Source organism: Streptomyces sp. NBC_00637, assembly GCF_045161545.1.
Classification (GTDB): domain Bacteria; phylum Actinomycetota; class Actinomycetes; order Streptomycetales; family Streptomycetaceae; genus Streptomyces.
The window spans coordinates 281,983-297,888 of sequence record NZ_CP109047.1; the positions used below are offsets into that span (position 1 = coordinate 281,983).

Annotated in this window: 14 protein-coding genes and 1 pseudogene; 10 read left to right on the forward strand and 5 right to left on the reverse strand. The window is 69.4% G+C overall.

Going from position 1 to position 15,906, the window contains the following annotated elements; translation table 11 throughout:
- Window positions 1-15 precede the first annotated feature (15 nt).
- Genes OG440_RS39215 through OG440_RS39230 form a run of 4 tightly spaced genes read left to right on the forward strand, consistent with a single transcriptional unit; the run spans window position 16 to window position 4,853 of the window.
- Window positions 16-1,602 carry a hypothetical protein gene (locus OG440_RS39215; protein WP_331753089.1) on the forward strand — a complete coding sequence of 529 codons (1,587 nt, stop codon included), beginning with the start codon at window positions 16-18 and terminating at the stop codon, window positions 1,600-1,602.
- A gap of 25 nt (window positions 1,603-1,627) precedes the next feature.
- The gene (gene ureA / locus OG440_RS39220) at window positions 1,628-2,338 is read left to right on the forward strand and encodes an urease subunit gamma (RefSeq protein ID WP_331753091.1); all 711 of its coding nucleotides are present in this window, start codon (window positions 1,628-1,630) and stop codon (window positions 2,336-2,338) included.
- The gene (locus OG440_RS39225) at window positions 2,335-3,993 is read left to right on the forward strand and encodes an urease subunit alpha (RefSeq protein ID WP_331753093.1); all 1,659 of its coding nucleotides are present in this window, start codon (window positions 2,335-2,337) and stop codon (window positions 3,991-3,993) included. Before ureA ends, OG440_RS39225 begins: the two co-directional genes overlap by 4 nt.
- Before the next feature lie 26 nt (window positions 3,994-4,019).
- Window positions 4,020-4,853: a 2OG-Fe(II) oxygenase family protein gene (locus tag OG440_RS39230; protein ID WP_331753095.1), complete on the forward strand. Its 834-nt coding sequence runs from the start codon at window positions 4,020-4,022 to the stop codon at window positions 4,851-4,853.
- 15 nt (window positions 4,854-4,868) lie between these two features.
- On the opposite strand, the gene OG440_RS39235 is transcribed toward OG440_RS39230, so the two are convergent.
- Together OG440_RS39235 and OG440_RS39240 are read right to left on the reverse strand one after the other, a co-directional pair.
- Window positions 4,869-5,606 carry a phosphotransferase gene (locus tag OG440_RS39235; protein ID WP_331753097.1) on the reverse strand — a complete coding sequence of 246 codons (738 nt, stop codon included), beginning with the start codon at window positions 5,604-5,606 and terminating at the stop codon, window positions 4,869-4,871.
- 394 nt (window positions 5,607-6,000) lie between these two features.
- Complete coding sequence (locus OG440_RS39240) at window positions 6,001-6,696, reverse strand: tyrosine-protein phosphatase (protein WP_406011620.1); 696 nt, start codon at window positions 6,694-6,696, stop codon at window positions 6,001-6,003.
- Window positions 6,697-8,159: 1,463 nt separating this feature from the next.
- On the opposite strand from OG440_RS39240, the gene OG440_RS39245 reads away from it, so the two are divergent.
- The gene (locus tag OG440_RS39245) at window positions 8,160-8,747 is read left to right on the forward strand and encodes a phosphotransferase (RefSeq protein WP_331753101.1); all 588 of its coding nucleotides are present in this window, start codon (window positions 8,160-8,162) and stop codon (window positions 8,745-8,747) included.
- Between the two features lie 156 nt (window positions 8,748-8,903).
- Here OG440_RS39245 and OG440_RS39250 read toward each other — a convergent pair whose 3' ends face one another.
- Both OG440_RS39250 and OG440_RS39255 read right to left on the reverse strand, forming a co-directional pair.
- Complete coding sequence (locus OG440_RS39250; protein ID WP_331753103.1) at window positions 8,904-9,281, reverse strand: MerR family transcriptional regulator; 378 nt, start codon at window positions 9,279-9,281, stop codon at window positions 8,904-8,906.
- Window positions 9,282-9,665: 384 nt separating this feature from the next.
- A complete protein-coding gene (locus tag OG440_RS39255) occupies window positions 9,666-10,244 on the reverse strand; it encodes a Crp/Fnr family transcriptional regulator (RefSeq protein WP_331753505.1) in 579 nt (192 codons plus the stop codon).
- Between OG440_RS39255 and OG440_RS39260 the strand changes: the two genes are divergently transcribed.
- Window positions 10,128-10,571: an HAD family hydrolase gene (locus OG440_RS39260; protein ID WP_331753506.1), complete on the forward strand. Its 444-nt coding sequence runs from the start codon at window positions 10,128-10,130 to the stop codon at window positions 10,569-10,571. The two genes, OG440_RS39255 and OG440_RS39260, sit on opposite strands and share 117 nt — an antisense overlap.
- A 180-nt stretch (window positions 10,572-10,751) precedes the next feature.
- Window positions 10,752-10,919: a hypothetical protein gene (locus OG440_RS39265; protein ID WP_331753107.1), complete on the forward strand. Its 168-nt coding sequence runs from the start codon at window positions 10,752-10,754 to the stop codon at window positions 10,917-10,919.
- Window positions 10,920-10,986: 67 nt separating this feature from the next.
- Here OG440_RS39265 and OG440_RS39270 read toward each other — a convergent pair.
- Window positions 10,987-11,304: pseudogene (locus OG440_RS39270) on the reverse strand (DMT family transporter); the annotation flags it as partial.
- Window positions 11,305-11,812: 508 nt separating this feature from the next.
- Between OG440_RS39270 and OG440_RS39275 the strand changes: the two are divergent.
- The 3 genes from OG440_RS39275 to OG440_RS39285 all read left to right on the forward strand — a co-directional run bounded on the left by OG440_RS39275 (window position 11,813) and on the right by OG440_RS39285 (window position 15,870).
- On the forward strand, window positions 11,813-13,807 hold the full coding sequence (locus tag OG440_RS39275; RefSeq protein ID WP_331753507.1) for a copper resistance protein CopC: 1,995 nt from the start codon (window positions 11,813-11,815) through the stop codon (window positions 13,805-13,807).
- A gap of 639 nt (window positions 13,808-14,446) precedes the next feature.
- On the forward strand, window positions 14,447-15,145 hold the full coding sequence (locus OG440_RS39280) for a DUF3105 domain-containing protein (RefSeq protein ID WP_331753111.1): 699 nt from the start codon (window positions 14,447-14,449) through the stop codon (window positions 15,143-15,145).
- Window positions 15,146-15,192: 47 nt separating this feature from the next.
- Window positions 15,193-15,870 carry a DUF305 domain-containing protein gene (locus tag OG440_RS39285; protein ID WP_331753508.1) on the forward strand — a complete coding sequence of 226 codons (678 nt, stop codon included), beginning with the start codon at window positions 15,193-15,195 and terminating at the stop codon, window positions 15,868-15,870.
- The last annotated feature ends 36 nt before the right edge of the window (window positions 15,871-15,906 follow it).

Genomic DNA, 15,906 nt, shown 5'->3' on the forward strand with positions numbered 1-15,906 from the left:
GGAAGGTGAACCCGCATGTCCCGCGCTGAAGTCCTGGTCATCGTCCCGCCCAACTCGAACACCGTCATCGACGGCCGACTGCTCACCGTGACCCGCCCCGAAGAACACAGCGACTGGTCGGACTTCCTGTGTCTGGGAGCGCTGTCCCTGGTGAGCGCGTTAGCGGAGAACCCACAGATCTCGCCCGTCTACATCGACGGCACGGTTATCACACTCGACGAGGTCCTCGCCTACATCACCGACCACGCCGAGCGCATCCTCGCGGTCTGCGTGGGCGTGCTCACCGCCAACTTCGAGGCGGGCGTCCTCATCGCCCAGCACGCCAAGACCACCGACCCGCGCATCACCACCATCGCCGGCAACGACCACTTCAGCTCCCTGTGGTCCGAGTGCATGACCGCGGCTCCCTGCCTGGATTACGGATTCGTCGGCAACGAAGTCGTCGGCCCCTTCACCCGCCTGATCGCCGCCCTACGGGCCGGAGAAGGAGTCGAGCCCGAGAAGCTGCCCGGGCTGGTGTACCGCACCAGCGAGGGCCCGCGTCTGACCCAGCCGTCACGGGAGCCCGTCTTCACCGGCTTCGACTACGGCCACGTCGACGGCGCCTTCCAGCACACCGCGCTGTACACCGGGAACTTCCAGGGCCGGATCGCGCCGCGCGTACACGAACTCCTGGGCCGGAAAGTGACCGCCGGAGTCCCCGTGGAGATCGGCCGCGGCTGCGTGAAGTTCGCCGGCAACGACGCCTGCACGTTCTGTTCCATCCACGCCGGACAGCTGTGGCGCAACCAAGTCGGCCCCCACGAGGCCTGGGCCGTCCTCGAGGCCGCATTCGCCGCCGGCTACGACTACCTCTACCTGACCGCGGACGAACTGCCCATGACGTTCGCCAAGCTGCTCACCGCGATGGATGGCACCCGGCCGGGCTGGTGGTCCGCCCTCGGAGAGGAGGAACGGCCCGTGCTCGTCGGCTACGGACGGGCCGACGGTATCGCCGACCCACGTCGCACCGCGCTGCTCACCGGCCTCGGCGTCCGCCAGATCATGATCGGCATGGATGCGGGCGCGCCCCTTTCACTCGCCGCGATGAACAAGCCCCTGGGCGGCCGCCGCCGTGACGTCCTCGCCGAGGCCGAGACCCTCTACCGGCTCAACTCCACCGCCATAACGGTCGCGCGCGAGCACGGGCTGCTCATCCGCGCCGGCTTCGTCGTCGGCCACATCGGCATGACCCGCCAACTCCTGGCGGAGAACGTGGAACGCATTCTGGCCCTGATCAGCGAAGGCGCCACGACCGGCGTCTTCTCCGCCGTCGACGTCGAGGTCCTCTCCCCCCAGCCGGGCGCCCGCGACTACACCTACCTCACCACGCCCCAAGCCGCCCAGGCCGCGGCCACACACCTGGGCCTGCCCATCGCCGACGACCCGGTCCTCAACGAAGTCGCCCGGCGCTGGAGGGGACAGGCGGTCGTGCCGCCCGAGGACGCCATGCGCGATTACGCCCACGCCCTCATGCCCGGCCTCGACTTCGACGAACTCGCCCAGGCCCGCACGGCTATCCGCCAGCACGCGAAGGCATGCGGCGTCGTCATCGGCGAATAGCCCTCTCTGTCCCCCAGGAGCAGGAATGCGTCTGACCCCGACCGAACTCGACCGGCTGCAGCTGTATCTGGCGACCCTCCTTGCCCGGGAGCGACGGGCACGCGGCGTACGGCTCAACGTCCCGGAGGCGACCGCGCTCATCGCCCACGCCGCCTGCGAGGCAGCACGGGACGGCGCCCGCCTCGCCGAGGCCGTGGCCGCGGCCCGCCAGGTCCTCACCGCCGCCGACGTGCTGCCCGGCGTGCCTCAGGTCCTGAGGGAGATCCAGGTCGAGGCCGTATTCGACGACGGCACCAAGCTCATCGTCATCACCGACCCGATCCCCGACCCGGAGGCCGCACAGGCCGTGCCGGGAGCGATCCTGCCAGGGGAGCCGTTAGCCGTCACCTTTCCCGATCCCGTCCAGGTCGAGGTCACCAATACCGGCACCGTGGCGATCACCGTCACCAGCCACTTCCACTTCTTCGAAGTCAACCGGGCGCTCGCCTTCAACCGCCGCGCCGCCTACGGACGCCGCCTCGCCCTGCCCGTCGGCGAGGTCACCGTCTTCCCTCCGCAGTCCGCCCGCAGCGTGACCCTGACCCCGATCGGCGGCGACCGCATCATCATCGGCTTCGCAGGCCTGGTCGACGGCCCGCTGGACGCCCCCGGGCAACTACAAACCGCCCTCCAGCGCGCACACGTCGCCGGCTACCTCGACACCGGATCCAGAACCGCCCAGGAAGGCACCCCATGAGCACCCGGCTGCACGGCCCCACCACCGGAGACCGCCTCCAGCTGGCCGACACCGGCCTGCGCCTGCGCATCGAGGCCGACTCCCAGCGCCCCGGCGACGAATTCATCACCGGCTACGCCAACACCGCCCGCGACGGCATGCACATGAAAGCCGAACCCACGGACGCCACCTGCGACCTCGTCGTCTCCAATGCCGTCCTGGTCGACCCCGTCCTCGGCGTGCGGAAGGCCTCCATCGGCATCAAGGACGGCCGCATCCACGCCATCGGCCGCGCAGGTAACCCCGACACCCTCGACGCGGTCGATGTCGTCGTGGGCACCGGCACCACCGTCATCGCCGCCGAAGGGCTGATTGCCACCCCCGGCATCGTCGACACCCACGTTCATCTCGTCTCCCCGCGCATCCTCAACGCCGCCCTTGCCGCCGGCGTGACCACGGTCGTCTCCCAGAACTTCGGCCCGACCTGGGGCTGTGGCGTCACCACGCGCACCGAACTCCACCACGCACTGCGCGCGTTCGACGCCTGGCCCGTCAACATCGCCCTGCTGGCCCGCGGTTCCAGCTCCCACTCCGGCCCCCTCCACCAGGCCCTCACCGAAGGAGGGGCCTCCGGCTTCAAGGTCCACGAGGACATGGGCGCCCACGCCCGCGCCCTGGACACCGCCCTCACCGTCGCCGACGAATACGACGTCCAGGTCGCCCTTCACAGCGACACCCTCAACGAAGCCCTCTACGTCGACGACACCCTCGCCGTCATCGCCGGCCGCACCCTCCACGCCTTCCACGTCGAAGGCTGCGGCGGCGGCCACGCCCCCAACGTGCTCCAGCTGGCCGGTGTCCCCAACATCATCGGCTCCTCCACCAACCCCGGCCTGCCCTACACCCGCGACACCGCCGACGAGCACCTCCACATGATCGCGACCGTCCACCGGCTCGACCCCGGAAACCCCGAGGCGCTGCGCCTGGCCGCCGACCGCATCCGCCCCGGCACCCTGGGCGCCGAAGACGTACTGCACGACCTCGGCGTCATCCCCATCACCTCCTCCGACTCCCAGGCCATGGGCCGCATCGGCGAAACCGTACGCCGCACCTTCGCCGTGGCCGCCAAGATGAAAGCACTCGACGCCGAACCAGCCTCGGACGACAACGAGCGCGTCCTGCGCTACCTCGCCAAACTCACGATCAACCCCGCCCTCGCCCACGGCATGGCCCACGAGATCGGAGCGCTGACCACCGGCCGGCTGGCCGACATCGTCCTATGGGACCCCGCCTACTTCGGGGCCAAGCCCCACCTCGTCCTCAAGGCTGGCTATCCCGCGTACGGCGTGACCGGCGACCCCAACGCCTCCACCGAGAACTGCCAACCCCTCGTACTCGGACCGCAGTTCGGGGCCTTCGGAGAGACCGCCGCCGACCTCTCCGTCGCCTTCGTCAGCCAGGCAGCCCACGACAGCGCCACCGACCAGCTGCCCACCCGCCGGCGCCGGGTTCCCGTGCGAGACACCCGCGGCATCGGCCTGACCACCATGCTCCGCAACGACCGCACCGCAGACGTCCGCGTCGAGGCGTCCACCGGCCGCGTCAGCCTCGACGGAACCCCGCTCAGCTCCCCGCCCGCCGACACCACCCCGCTCAGCCGCCTCTACTTCCTCTGACCCGCCTGACCTGACAGGAGAACACCGTGCCTCACACCACCCTCGCAGCCAGCCTCCTCGCCGACGCGCGCGCGACGGTCGACCTCGCCCCGGAGGCGGCCGCAGCGCTCACCGCGCTGCGCACCGAGGCCACCCGCTTCTTCACCCTGGACGAGGCGGCCAAGCGTGCCCACGGCAGCGCCGACTTTAACTACGGCTTCCGCCCCTACGGCCGGCAGTACTCCGTCAGCCCCGACCGGCCCGACATGAACGAGTCATTCACCTACTGGGCGAACAACCCCGCCACCGTCCCGCATCACGACGACGAGACCATCGCACCGTTCCTGAAGGCCCTCCGGGACTACTGGGCCGTCGTCGCCGAGATCACGTCCACCGTCCTCGCCGACCTGTCCGGCCACTACGGGCACCCACCGCACGCCCTGCCGTTCGGCGACTACTCCTACCTGGAGATCAACTGGTACCACCCCAGTGACCGCGACCTGCTCCAGGACCGGCACGAGGACGGCCACCTGCTCACCCTCGCGATCGCCGACGGCCCCGGCCTGGAGATCGAAGTCGACGGTGCCATGGAGCCCGTCCCGGTCCACGACAACCGGCTGCTGGTGATGCCGGGCAGCCTGCTCACGGCCATGACCGGGGACGACGTGCCCCCGCTTTACCACCGGGTCCGCAATCACCAGCTCCCTCGGCGCATGACCGTGCTCTTCCTGGCCAACCCGCCTCTGAACCAGCCCGTAGCGCCCTACGTGACGCGGGAGAACAGCCCGAGGGATATCAGCGAACTTGCCCGCACCAAGGGAGCCATGTTCGGGCTGCCGACAGCACCCAGCAATCCCGCTGCGGCGGCCTCGCCCCGCTGACCAGTCTGTTCGTCGTCAGACGAGCGCCGCGTCGAACACGTCTCGGTGGGCGTAGGTGAAGGCGTGCTCCCGCCGGCTCCACTCGATCCTGTCGCCCAGCACGTCCGGAGCGGCAGGCGCTGTTTCCGGCTGAGCCAGGAACTCGGACCAGAACCGGACGTTTCGCACCTGGCGCTCGAGGATGCAGTCGACCAGAGCATGCCGCTCGGCCTCACCCAATCCGTAGGCGTCGGCGATGAGCCGGACCTGTTCCGCTTGACGCTCAAGCGGCATGCGCTGTTTGGACGAAATGGACCACGTCCAGGAAAGGTACCCGAGATCTTCCAGGCGACTGCCCGGCGCGGCCTCGGACCAGTCGATGATTGCCGCAGGCACGTCGTCCTGGAAGACGAAGTTGTTCGGGCCCGGATCGTGGTGGCACACGACGTCGAAACGGCCAGCGAGTTCACTTCCGTGGGTGGCGTCGTGCGCCTTTCGCAGCAAAACTGCGGCGGCTCGCACCTGGGCATCAGCCCACGGCTGGAAGCGTGAAGGAACTTCGCCTTCGATAAAGCCAAGCAGATCCATTTCGTCGACCTGCCCGAGATACTTGGGGGCATTGTCGAAGTCCTGCTGTTCGAACAGTTTCAGGAGGCGAGCCACGAATTCTGAGGATTCCGTCGCAGGCTTTCGCACGGTGTCGTCTACCCGTACCACACCCGCCGCCATTCGGCCGCCTTCAAGGGCAACCGCACCGGCCAACGCATCACTCATGGCTGCCACTCCTGCACATTGATCATCAAAAACCACGCGGGCACCACGCAGCACTCATTTACGTCGGAGCACGAGAGCCCGTCCTGCAACCCGAGCGATGCTAGCGGAGCCAGAGCCCGCGGCAGCGAGAGGATCGCAGAAGTGGGTGCAGAGTGATGAAACTGCGCCGCTTTCAAGATCAGGCCTGGCTATCCCTGGACCGCAGATGACGACGCCGGATCGAACTGTCTCTTTGTTTGTCCAGGGCGAATGGAGCGGGAGTCTCCTGGTCGCACCCGTCGCCTCCTCCAGCGGGCTCCCGCGGAGGATGGCTCAGATTCGTCGGTCGTCCGCATCGGGGCGTAACACAGGTGCCCCCGGCGATCACGCCGAGGGCACGCCAGCAGAGACGAGGTCAGGGCAGCAGGAGAGAGCGGAGTGAAGCCACGTCCTCGGAGGTGACTCCATGAGCCTTCGCGTAGGAGGTCAGACTGCCGTGTGTGCTGTTGATCGCTTCCATGGCCGACCGGAGGAGCTCTGCGGTCACAGGGTGTGAGTACCGGGTAACTCCTTCCTCGTCGGTGAAAGGTGTGGGACCGGCCGTCAGTGCCAGCTCGATGTTCGACTGGACGAAGTGCTCGACGATGTCAGGCCACGGGGCCCCGAGGAGGGACTGGATCACGGCGACCGCGAGGCCTGTCCTGTCCTTGCCCACGGCGCACTGGATGATCGCGGGTAGGGCGCCCGGGCGGATCAGGTGGTGCACCAGGTGCCCGATCGCCGGCCCTGCGAACACCGCCATGAAGGGGTACAGCTGTGCGGGGTCGACCGGCCAGGACTTGCCCTCGAACCCAGAGAAGTCCGTGAAGCCGAGCTCCACCAGGCCCGCACGGTCGGGGAGCGCAGGAAGGGAGACCCATTCAATGCCTGCCCTATGAGTGTTGACTGGCCATACGGCTGTCTCCGCATTACCGCGAAGGTCGACGACGGTGCGAATGCCGAGCTGGCTGATGCGCTCTGCACCCTCTTCTGTGAGCCGGTTCAGAGATCCTGACCGGTACAGCTGTCCGGTTCGCAGCGGGGGTATTGCGGCGTCCCGGAAGTTGCGCACGTTCGGTACGTTGAGCGCGTGGCTCTGGGGTGGGTGACTTGCCGACTCTTCGGGTATTCGTGGGCGCGTCATGCGGCAAGAATAGCGAGAGAAACTGTCTTTGTCGCCAGCGAAGTTCCGCCATTTCCCATTTTCGATGCTGACCACTAAACGCTTTCCAGCGTCATAAACCGATTGTGGGAGCTTTTTTGAAGCGCATAGGAGTACGCCGGATACTTCTGTGCGCCCTCCATGGCCACCCGTTGCCACGGTTCGGCCGGAGGTATGGGTGTCGCGATCAAGGCAGTGCGCTCAGGGCGTATCGGCATACCCTCACGTGTGGGTACCTGAATGGACTGAACTTGCTGACGCCATCAGTGCGAGCGGCCCGAATGCCCGCCTTGGGCTATTTTCTCCGCTGATGGTTCGCTGCGTGCGTGCTGGGCCGTCGCCCATCGGGCCGGGCGGTTCGACTACGGCCGCACTCGTCTGTCTGCTGGCTACCGTCCGTTGGCGAACGCGCGACCGGACGCAGACGCGGCGCTGAGGCACGGATGCACCACCATTACCCACACCGGTGTCCGTTCTCAAAGGTGCTGATGCTAGCCGTCGATGTGTCGAGTCAGGGGCCCGCCATCCAGGTCGCCGCGCTGGTCGGCACTCCCGTTCGGGCAGTTCAAGCCATCTTGGGCGGCGCCCAACTTCGCGGTGCAGCCACTTAGTTCCAGAATCCTTTCTTCTGGATTCTTCCGAGGTCATCGGGCCACGGTGCCGCAGTCTGCCCGCCGTCGAACGGTCGCTCGGATTGTCCGGATCGCAGCCCCGGGCTCAGCCGATTGTCAGTGTCGTACCCGAAGGTTCTTCCGCACCCCACACTCACGCCTCGTTGCCGTCTGGACCAGCACCACCGATGTCTCCGAGCGCAACACCTCAGATCCGGAGGACCCTGTTGACGGCCGCCAAGGCGACGAATAGTTCGTGGCATCGGCGTGCGGGAGGTCGCCACCGCCGCATCGCTGACACGGCGTGCCGAGCGCCACCGGCTCCCCGGCCGCTGGCGCGCTCTGGCCGCCACGGGCGCGTTCATACCGGCCGTGGCCAGCCCGCGTATCGGATGCGATGTCGGCCGCCCATGGCAATCGCTCGATCAGGTGACGACCCCCTGAGCGAGTGATCGAACAGCGCATCACGGTCGCATCACCCAGTCCCCGCAAGGGGCGCCTCGGATTCTCGAACTTTTGACCGACGCGTCGCCTGCCATTGCCCGTAACTGCCCTTCCAGCAGGCGAGTTGTCGTGTAGCCGAGCTGCTCACCCTTCCCAGGAGGAACTCATGAATCCCGTCCCCGCCCTCGCCTCTGTTCCTCCTGCTTTCGAACAGCAAGCCCGGACCTCCCCGTCCCCTTGGACCCACCCGGTGCACAGTGTTGACGCCGCTCGTGCGTTCGCCGCGGATCCGTCACGCCCGGAACCGAGGTGGGGGGCATGAGCGTCGCAAAGCCGATTCCGTCCGCTCTGCTGAGGTGGGCCGAGAGCGTCGTAGGTCCGGTACACGTGGTCCGCGATGTCTCTCACGACCGCGTCAACTCTCTTGTGTGGAAGCTAGGTTGTGACAGGGGGGCTGTTTTTGCGAAGGTGGCTCCGAGCCCGAAGGCATTCGCCCGCGACACCCGCGCCTTGCGGGAAGCAGCGCCGGGCATGGAACCGGGCACCGCGCCCCTACTGTTGGCGGCCGACCCCCTCCAGCAGGCCCTGTTGCTCTCCCCGGTGCCCGGACACATGGTGAAGTCGCTCTCCCTCACCCCCGCCCAGCAGCGCTCACTGCACCGGAAGGCTGGGCGCTGGCTGCGGCGCTTCCATGGCGGCCCCGGCGAGTTGTCGGCCCAGGACCGTGCCGATGCCGCCGCCGAGGTCGCCCGTGCCGCCGCCGGCGGAGAGAAATACCTGGTCCGGGCCGGGGGCCTCATCGACCCGGAAGGGCGCCGGACCGTACGGTGGCACGCCGCCGCGCTCGACAGCCTCGGTCAGCTGCCCGCTGGATACGTCCACGGCGACTTCCTGCCGATTCACTAGGCAAGTGGGTTGTCGGGATCAAAGTTGTCGGGTTCGGGCCGGCGTGTCCGGCACCCTGCGACTCGCGGGGGACCCTTGAACTGTGTCTACCGCTGCGTAAGCCGGGGACAACGGGCCACCGCTGGCGCTACACGTCCTCGATGAGCGCGCAGACGGTTACCGGCTGTGCGTCGGTGCGGGCGTCGGCCGCTGCCGGGTCTCGGCGAGGGCCTGGCGCAGGGCCAGCAACTCGGTGACGATGCCGTCGATCTCAGCGATCCGGTCGTCGAGCAGGTCGCGGACGGTGGCGCACGGAGGGGTGCCGCCGTCGCGGTTGGCGAGTACAACGCGGATGCCGTCCAGGTGCAGGCCGAGGGTGCGGGCTCGGCGGATGAAGGTCAGCAGCTCGACCTCGTGATCGGTGTAGAGCCGGTAGCCGGCCCTGGTCCGCTCGGCGGCGGGCAGCAGGCCCCCGGCCTCATACGCCCGCACCGCTTTGCGGGTCAGTCCGGCGGCTTTCGCGGCTTGCCCGATGGTCAGTCCCGTTGGCGCCATGGCGTGCCTCCTCCCTTCCCTTCCAGTGTTGACCTTCACCCAGGGGTCGGGTTCTAGCGTCGTGGGTGTGGGGGCAAGGGTCGTGACGAGTGAGGTGATCGCCATGCCGTTCCGTGAGGGTGAGGTCTTCCGCTGTCCGGATGCGGATTGTGGGTGTGAGCTGACCGTGACCAGGGCGGCTCCGCCGACGTGCACCGGTCAGCAGAGCCCGACGTGCTGCTGCGGCAAGACCATGGTCAAGAAGACCGAGTAGGTATCTGCAGGGGCCAGCGCACCCCTACGATGCCAGGTAGCCCGCCTCGGTGGCCTCCCCCGTACCACCGGGGGCGCGGTTTCGCCCCGTGCCGTGCCACGGTCGGGAGCGCCTGCTTCGCGCCCTCGGGGTTATCCGGCTTCGTCGAGCAGACGGGCCGGGTCCAGGACGGTGACGCGGCCCCGGGCCAGGCGGAGCAGGCCGCGGTCGGCGAACTCGTGCAGGACCTTGGTGGTGGTTTCCCGCGAGGTCCCGGCGAGCGCGGCAAGCTGTTCGTGGGTGAGCGTGATCTGCGGGTGACGGGTGCCCGGCCGAAATTTACCAGCCGGAGTGTCGGTGCGGCTGGCGAGCGTGGTGGCGAGGCGCTGGGGCACGGACTTGAAGACGCCCAGGATCTCGGTGATCCGGGCGGCGATCCGCGCATCGGACAGCAGGACCTGGTGGACGTCGGTGCGGCTCATCACGCACACGGTGACGTCGTCGAGTGCCTCGGCGAAGTTGTCGTACATGCGCTGGCCGAGCAGCGCCATCTCGCCGAAGATCGTGCCCAGCGCGCCGCCGCCCACACCGCCGCGGCGGTCGGCATCGATCAGGTGCACGCCGAGGTCCACCCCGTCCACAAGGCCGCCATTGTCCGCGACCTCCAGGCCGGAGAGCGGCGGGTGGCGATGGTGGGCGACGGCATCAACGACGCCCCCGCCCTGATGCAGGCCGCCGTCGGCATCGCGGGTGGGCACCGGCACCGACATCGCCATGGAATCCGCCGACATCATCCTGGTACGCGACCATCTGCACCTGCTGCTGGACGCCCACCGCATCAGCTACCGCAAGGTCAAGCAGAACGTCGCCCTGGCCTTCGCCTTCAACGGCATCGGCATCCCGGCCGCAGCCACCGGCCTGCTCTACCCGGTGTGGGCGATGATCGCCATGGCCGCCTCGGTCACCGCCATCTTCGCCAACTCCATCGGCGCCCGCCCCACCCTGCTGTTCGCCGCCATCAGCAGCGTCGGCCGCCGCCCCGCCGAACAGTGAGCTGAACACCCCACTGCCGCCCAGCCTTCGGACCCCGCCCCGGCACGCACCCGTACGCCCGCAGCCGGGCGGTGCCAACCGACACAAAGGCCGCTTGTCTTTCCCGTCTTCCGCGCCGGTGTCCGCCTCCGACCAGGCGGCCCGTCCCGCTCCGCCCCGCGGCCTGCTCGCCCTGCGGCCAGGCCATGGGCCTGAACGTCTTCACCCTCTTCACCGGCTTCGGCCTGGGCAGCCTCGCCCTCCAGGCCCTGCTGCCCGCCGGGTTCGCCGTCGCGCTCACCGTCTTCGACGCCACCGCACTGCTCGCCACCGCCCGCGCCCTCCCCCTCTTCCGAGATGAACTGGCCCGCTGACCCGGCGCCACGACGGTGGGCCGTTTCGGCTCCTTCCGTCCGGAGAGCGGCGGGCTTCAGCGGGGGGCGCCGAGCCGGACAACTGCAGGCCGATCACGCCGACGATGACGAGCGTGATGGCCACGATCTTGAGTGTGGAGACGACATCACCGAGGAACGCCATGCCGTAGATCGCCGTACCCGCCGCGCCGATGCCGGTCCACACGGCGTACGCCGGGCCGACGTCAAGCCTCTTCAGTGCGAGGGTCAGCAGCCCGAAGCTGCCGAGCGCGAACAGGGCGAAGGCGATGGTCGGCCACGGTCTGGTGAAGCCGTGCGACAGCTTGAGGCTCACCGCGAAGCCGGTCTCCAGGAGACCGGCTACCACCACGAGCAGCCAGGCCATTCGGCCCCTCCATGTGATTCGCAGTGCGGGTCGATCATCAGCAAGCATGCCGGGAAGAAAGGGGCGGAATATCGGTTCAGTCCCCTTCGGGGCGTTCCCAGGTGTCCCGAGGAGGCTGCTGCCACATGGGACAAGGCTCCGCTCTCCGCGAGTCTCCGGCGTGTCGCCGTGGGGGGGCGCTCACCGTCTTCGGCGCTACCGCACTGCTCGCCGCCGCCCGCGCCGTCCCCCTCTTCCGCGGGGAACAGGCACGTTGATGGCCCACCACGCCGGGCATCCGGCTGCGGCAGCCTCAGCGCCTCAGGTTACGGTAGCCAAGCCGGCCGGGCCCGTGGCACGGGTGTACCCCCTGGCACTGCCGGTGGTGCCGGTCGCCGGACCTGCCTTGGCCTCGATCGACGTGAACGCCTGCCTGCTGACAGACGCTCCGGTGGCCGCCGGTCCTGGCATTGCCTGACCCGGTGACGGATGGCCGCCACCCTGCTCCTACGATGCCTAGGTGTTCACGATGTGGGGCGGCTGGGTCCGCCGGAGTGTACGGCTGGTCATTGCGCTGACGTTGGCCGCGGCGGGGCTGCTGATCGGTGCCCCGGCCTCGCAGGCGCATGCGGTGTTGTTGTTCGCTTCTCCGGCGATCGAGGGGGCGGTGCCCACCGCGCCGAAGGCCGTGTCGCTGGTGTTCGACGAGCCGGTGCAGGCCGCCGGGGCGCGCACCGTGCGCCTGACGGCCTCCGCCGGCACGGCGGTGGCGGTCGGGGCTGCCGCGCGCAGTCAGGGCGGCCGGCAGCTGACGGTTCCCGTGCGCGGGACCCTGGGACCCGGCGTGTACACGGTCGAGTGGCAGGCCACCGCGCAGGACGGCGATGTGATGGGCGGCAGCTACCGCTTCGCCGTGGGCTCGGCCGCCGCCGGGCTGTCCGCCGGAGCGGCCGGCGGGCAGCAGCAGGTCAGTGGGGCGGGGGTGACCGCCGTGCTGCGGTGGGTGCTGTTCGCGGCGTTCGCGCTGGTGCTGGGCGGGCTGGTCGGTGAGCGGCTGGCCGCCCGGCACGGGATCCGGGCGCCCCGGTCATGGGCGCGAGGGGGCGCGGTCGGCGCTCTGGCCGCCTCGCTCGGGCTCACGGTGCTGATCGCGGGCGGCGGAAGCCTGGTCGAGGGCGTCTCCTCGCCATCCGCGTCGGCGCTGTTCGGCGGGCGGGCCGGGCTGCTCGCGGTGATCGGGACGGCGGCGTGGCTGGTGGCCGCCGTCGCGTTGTGGCGTGGGTGGCGGCCGGTCGCCTGGGCCGGGCTCGCGGCCGCCCTGGTGGCGGAGGGGCTGCGTGCCCATCCGGCGAGCGCCTCCTCCGTGTGGGGTCCGGTGCTGACCACGGTGCATCTGGCGGCGGCCGCAGTGTGGATCGGCGCGCTCGTGCATATCGTACGGATCGGTGTCGCGCACCGGTGGGGTGCGGGCTTCCGTGCCGCTCTGGGCTCGTACGCCCGTCTCGCCCTGGTGCTGGTGATCGTCGTGCTGTTCTCCGGCACGCTGTCCGGGCTGCTGCTGGTCTCGCCCTCCGAGCTGTGGGACACCGGCTTCGGCAAGGTCCTCGTCGTCAAGCTGTCGCTGGTCGTGGCGGTGTGCGCGCTCGCGCTGGCCGCGCGGTGGCGGATGGTCCGGTCGGCGCCGCGCTCGCTGGTACGGGTCGAAGCCTCGGCGCTGGTCGCGGTGCTGGCGGTCACGGCCTGGCTGTCGGTGACGCAGCCTCCGCGGGACGCGCAGGCCGCGTTGCCGTTCGCGCCTCCGGCTACCGGCAACGCGATCACCGTGGGCGGCCGGGCCGACCAGATCGGTATCGCCGCCACCGCGTCGGCCGGGCAGGTGGTGCTGCGGCTGACCGCGCCGACCACCGACCTCGAACGCGGCGACTCCCGCTCGTACGAGGCGTCGTTGCGGCTGGCCGACGCGGCGGGCCGGGCCCGGACCGTGGCCCTGCGCGGCTGCGGGGACGGCTGTTTCTACGCTCCCGTGGCCTGGAAGAAGGGTGCGAACCTGCTGACCGTGCGGACCGCCGCGAAGGGCTGGGGCGGCGGCGCGGAGACCCTGCGGGTGATGTGGCCGGTGCGCCCGGACGCGGCCCTGCTCAAGCAGACGGTGAAGGCGATGCGCGCGGTCGGGACGTTCACGCTGCACGAGCAGGTGGCCAGCGATACCGCCCGCAGCTCGGTCGCGCCGACGAAGCTGCAGGTCACCGGCGACCAGTTCGTCGACTCCGAGCCGTACGCGAAGGGGAGCGCGCCGCTGAGCTCCCGCTTCACCGACGCGGAGGGCAACACCGTGCTGGCCCTCGGCTTCCCGGGCGAGCGCCTGGCCCTCGAACTTACGCTGGATGAGCAGGACCGCGTCGTACGGGAGACGCTTGTCGCCCCTAACCACTTCATTCGCCGCAGCTTCACCTACCCCGAACCGGAGGGCGACCACGGGGACGGACATGATCACGAGCACGACGCCGACTCCGACGGCCGCTGACAAGGACGGGACGAGCAGTATGGCCAACGCGACGCACGCAGCCCGCCGGCTCCTCCGGCGCGGTGCGCGTCGCCCCGCGCATGCACTGCTCGCCCTGCTGCTGGCGGTTCTGGCCGCAAGCGCCGTCGTTTGCGGTCTGACGACCGCGTCCGGACCGTCCTCATCCAGGGCAGCCATGGGGCACGCCGCCATGGCCGGGGACGCCCGGACCACGATGGCGATGAAGAGCGAAGGGCCCGACAGATGTCCTTCGTCCGCGGGCGGCCCGCGCCAGGATGTCCGTTCGTCCGGCGACTGCGATTCGGTCCACTGTGCTCAGGTGTCCGGTCAGCCGCATTCCTCGTGTTGTGACAGTCCCGGCTCAAACGGCGTCAATGCCACGTCGCCCGGGGTGGCGCCGCCGACGGTTCCGGGCCTGGACGCCTGGCATCTGCCGACCACGTTCCTTCCGCACCGCCCTGGTGCCGCCGACAGAGGACCGGGGCCTCCCAATCTGCACATGCTGCAACTGCTGCGCGTCTAGAAACGTCCGGCCGACGCCCCGCGCCAGCGCGCCATGGCCTCGGCACTCCGCGCTTTGCGACCACACTGCGCAGCACCGCCGTACCCCGAGGGGGCGGCGGGGACAAGGACACTCCCATGGCATCAGCCAATTCCAAGAGCACGAACCCCGGCAAGGGCAAGAACCCGAACAGGCCCACGGGCAACGAGCCCTCGGGCAAGGACAAGGCCGCGACCCGGCGCGCCCGCATAGAGGAACAGCGCCGCGCCGAACGCGCCCGAGAGCGCCGTCACCGCATCATCACCGTCGTCGCGTCCACCGCGATCCTGGCCGGGCTGGTGGGCGGCGGCTGGTACCTGATCGATCAGGCCAACAACAAGGAGACGGCCAAGGCGGCCCCCATCTCCGGCGAGAAGAGCTGGTCGAACCTGAGCCGCAACCACGTCACCACCAAGGTCAACTACCCGATGACCCCGCCGGTGGGCGGCAACCACGCCCCGGTCTGGCAGGACTGCAACGGCAACGTCTACACGCACCAGCTGCAGAACGAGAACGCGGTGCACGCCCTGGAGCACGGCGCGGTCTGGGTCACCTACAACGACAAGGCCACCCAGGCCGACGTGAAAACTCTCGCGGCGAAGGTGCAAAAGACGCCGTACACCCTGATGAGCCCGTACAAGAGTGAGTCGTCGCCGATCACGCTGTCGGCCTGGGGGCATCAGCTGAACGTGAAGACGGCGTCCGATGCCCGCGTGAACGAGTTCTTCGACACGTACGTCCAGGGCAAGCAGACGCCCGAGCCGGGCGCGGCCTGCACCGGTGGGAAGTCCTCGTGAGCGCGGCCGACCTCGACGCGGACGAGGCGCAGGTTGACGAGGCTTACCTGGAGCAGCGGCGCAGCACGCGGCGGCTGTCTCGCCTGCTGATCGGCGGATCCCTGGCCACGGTGCTGGCCGTCGTGGCCGTCGTCGCGGTGCTGCTGTGGCCGTCCGGCAGCAGCACCGAGGCCGTACCGGCGCGGGACTCGGCGGACGCCGGCTTCGCCCGCGACATGGCGATCCATCATCAGCAGGCGGTGGAACTGTCGTTCATCGTGCGCGACCGCACCGGCAACGAGGACGTACGCCGGCTCGCGTACGACGTCATCAACACCCAGGCCAACCAGCGCGGCATGCTGCTGGGCTGGCTGGACGTCTGGGGCTTGCCGAAGTCCTCGCAAAAGCCGCCCATGTCCTGGATGAAGGGCGACATGAACGGCATGAAGGGGATGGCGGGCATGGAAGGAATGGACTACAAGCCGCACGACGGCTCCCTCATGCCCGGCATGGCCACCAACACCCAGATGGACCAACTGCGCAAGGCCGAGGGCGAGGCCGCAGAGATCCTGTATCTGCGGCTGCTGACCGCGCATCACAAGGGCGGCATCGCCATGTCCCAGGCGGCGGCCCAGATGGCAAGGACCGAGCAGGTGCGGCGGCTGGCCCAGGGCATGGTGGAGGGCCAGACGGCGGAGATGAAGCTGATGGCCGACATGCTCAAGCAGCGCGGCGCCACCGCGTGAGCGCCGCCGCGTCTCCCGGCCGGCACGCCGCGACCG

Coding starts and splice junctions, on each gene's coding strand:
- OG440_RS39215 (WP_331753089.1), top strand. CDS start 16: ATGTCCCGCGCTGAAGTCCTGGTCATCGTCCCGCCCAACTCGAACACC.
- ureA (WP_331753091.1), top strand. CDS start 1,628: ATGCGTCTGACCCCGACCGAACTCGACCGGCTGCAGCTGTATCTGGCG.
- OG440_RS39225 (WP_331753093.1), top strand. CDS start 2,335: ATGAGCACCCGGCTGCACGGCCCCACCACCGGAGACCGCCTCCAGCTG.
- OG440_RS39235 (WP_331753097.1), bottom strand. CDS start 5,606: ATGAGTGATGCGTTGGCCGGTGCGGTTGCCCTTGAAGGCGGCCGAATG.
- OG440_RS39245 (WP_331753101.1), top strand. CDS start 8,160: ATGAGCGTCGCAAAGCCGATTCCGTCCGCTCTGCTGAGGTGGGCCGAG.
- OG440_RS39250 (WP_331753103.1), bottom strand. CDS start 9,281: ATGGCGCCAACGGGACTGACCATCGGGCAAGCCGCGAAAGCCGCCGGA.
- OG440_RS39265 (WP_331753107.1), top strand. CDS start 10,752: ATGGGCCTGAACGTCTTCACCCTCTTCACCGGCTTCGGCCTGGGCAGC.
- OG440_RS39275 (WP_331753507.1), top strand. CDS start 11,813: ATGTGGGGCGGCTGGGTCCGCCGGAGTGTACGGCTGGTCATTGCGCTG.
- OG440_RS39280 (WP_331753111.1), top strand. CDS start 14,447: ATGGCATCAGCCAATTCCAAGAGCACGAACCCCGGCAAGGGCAAGAAC.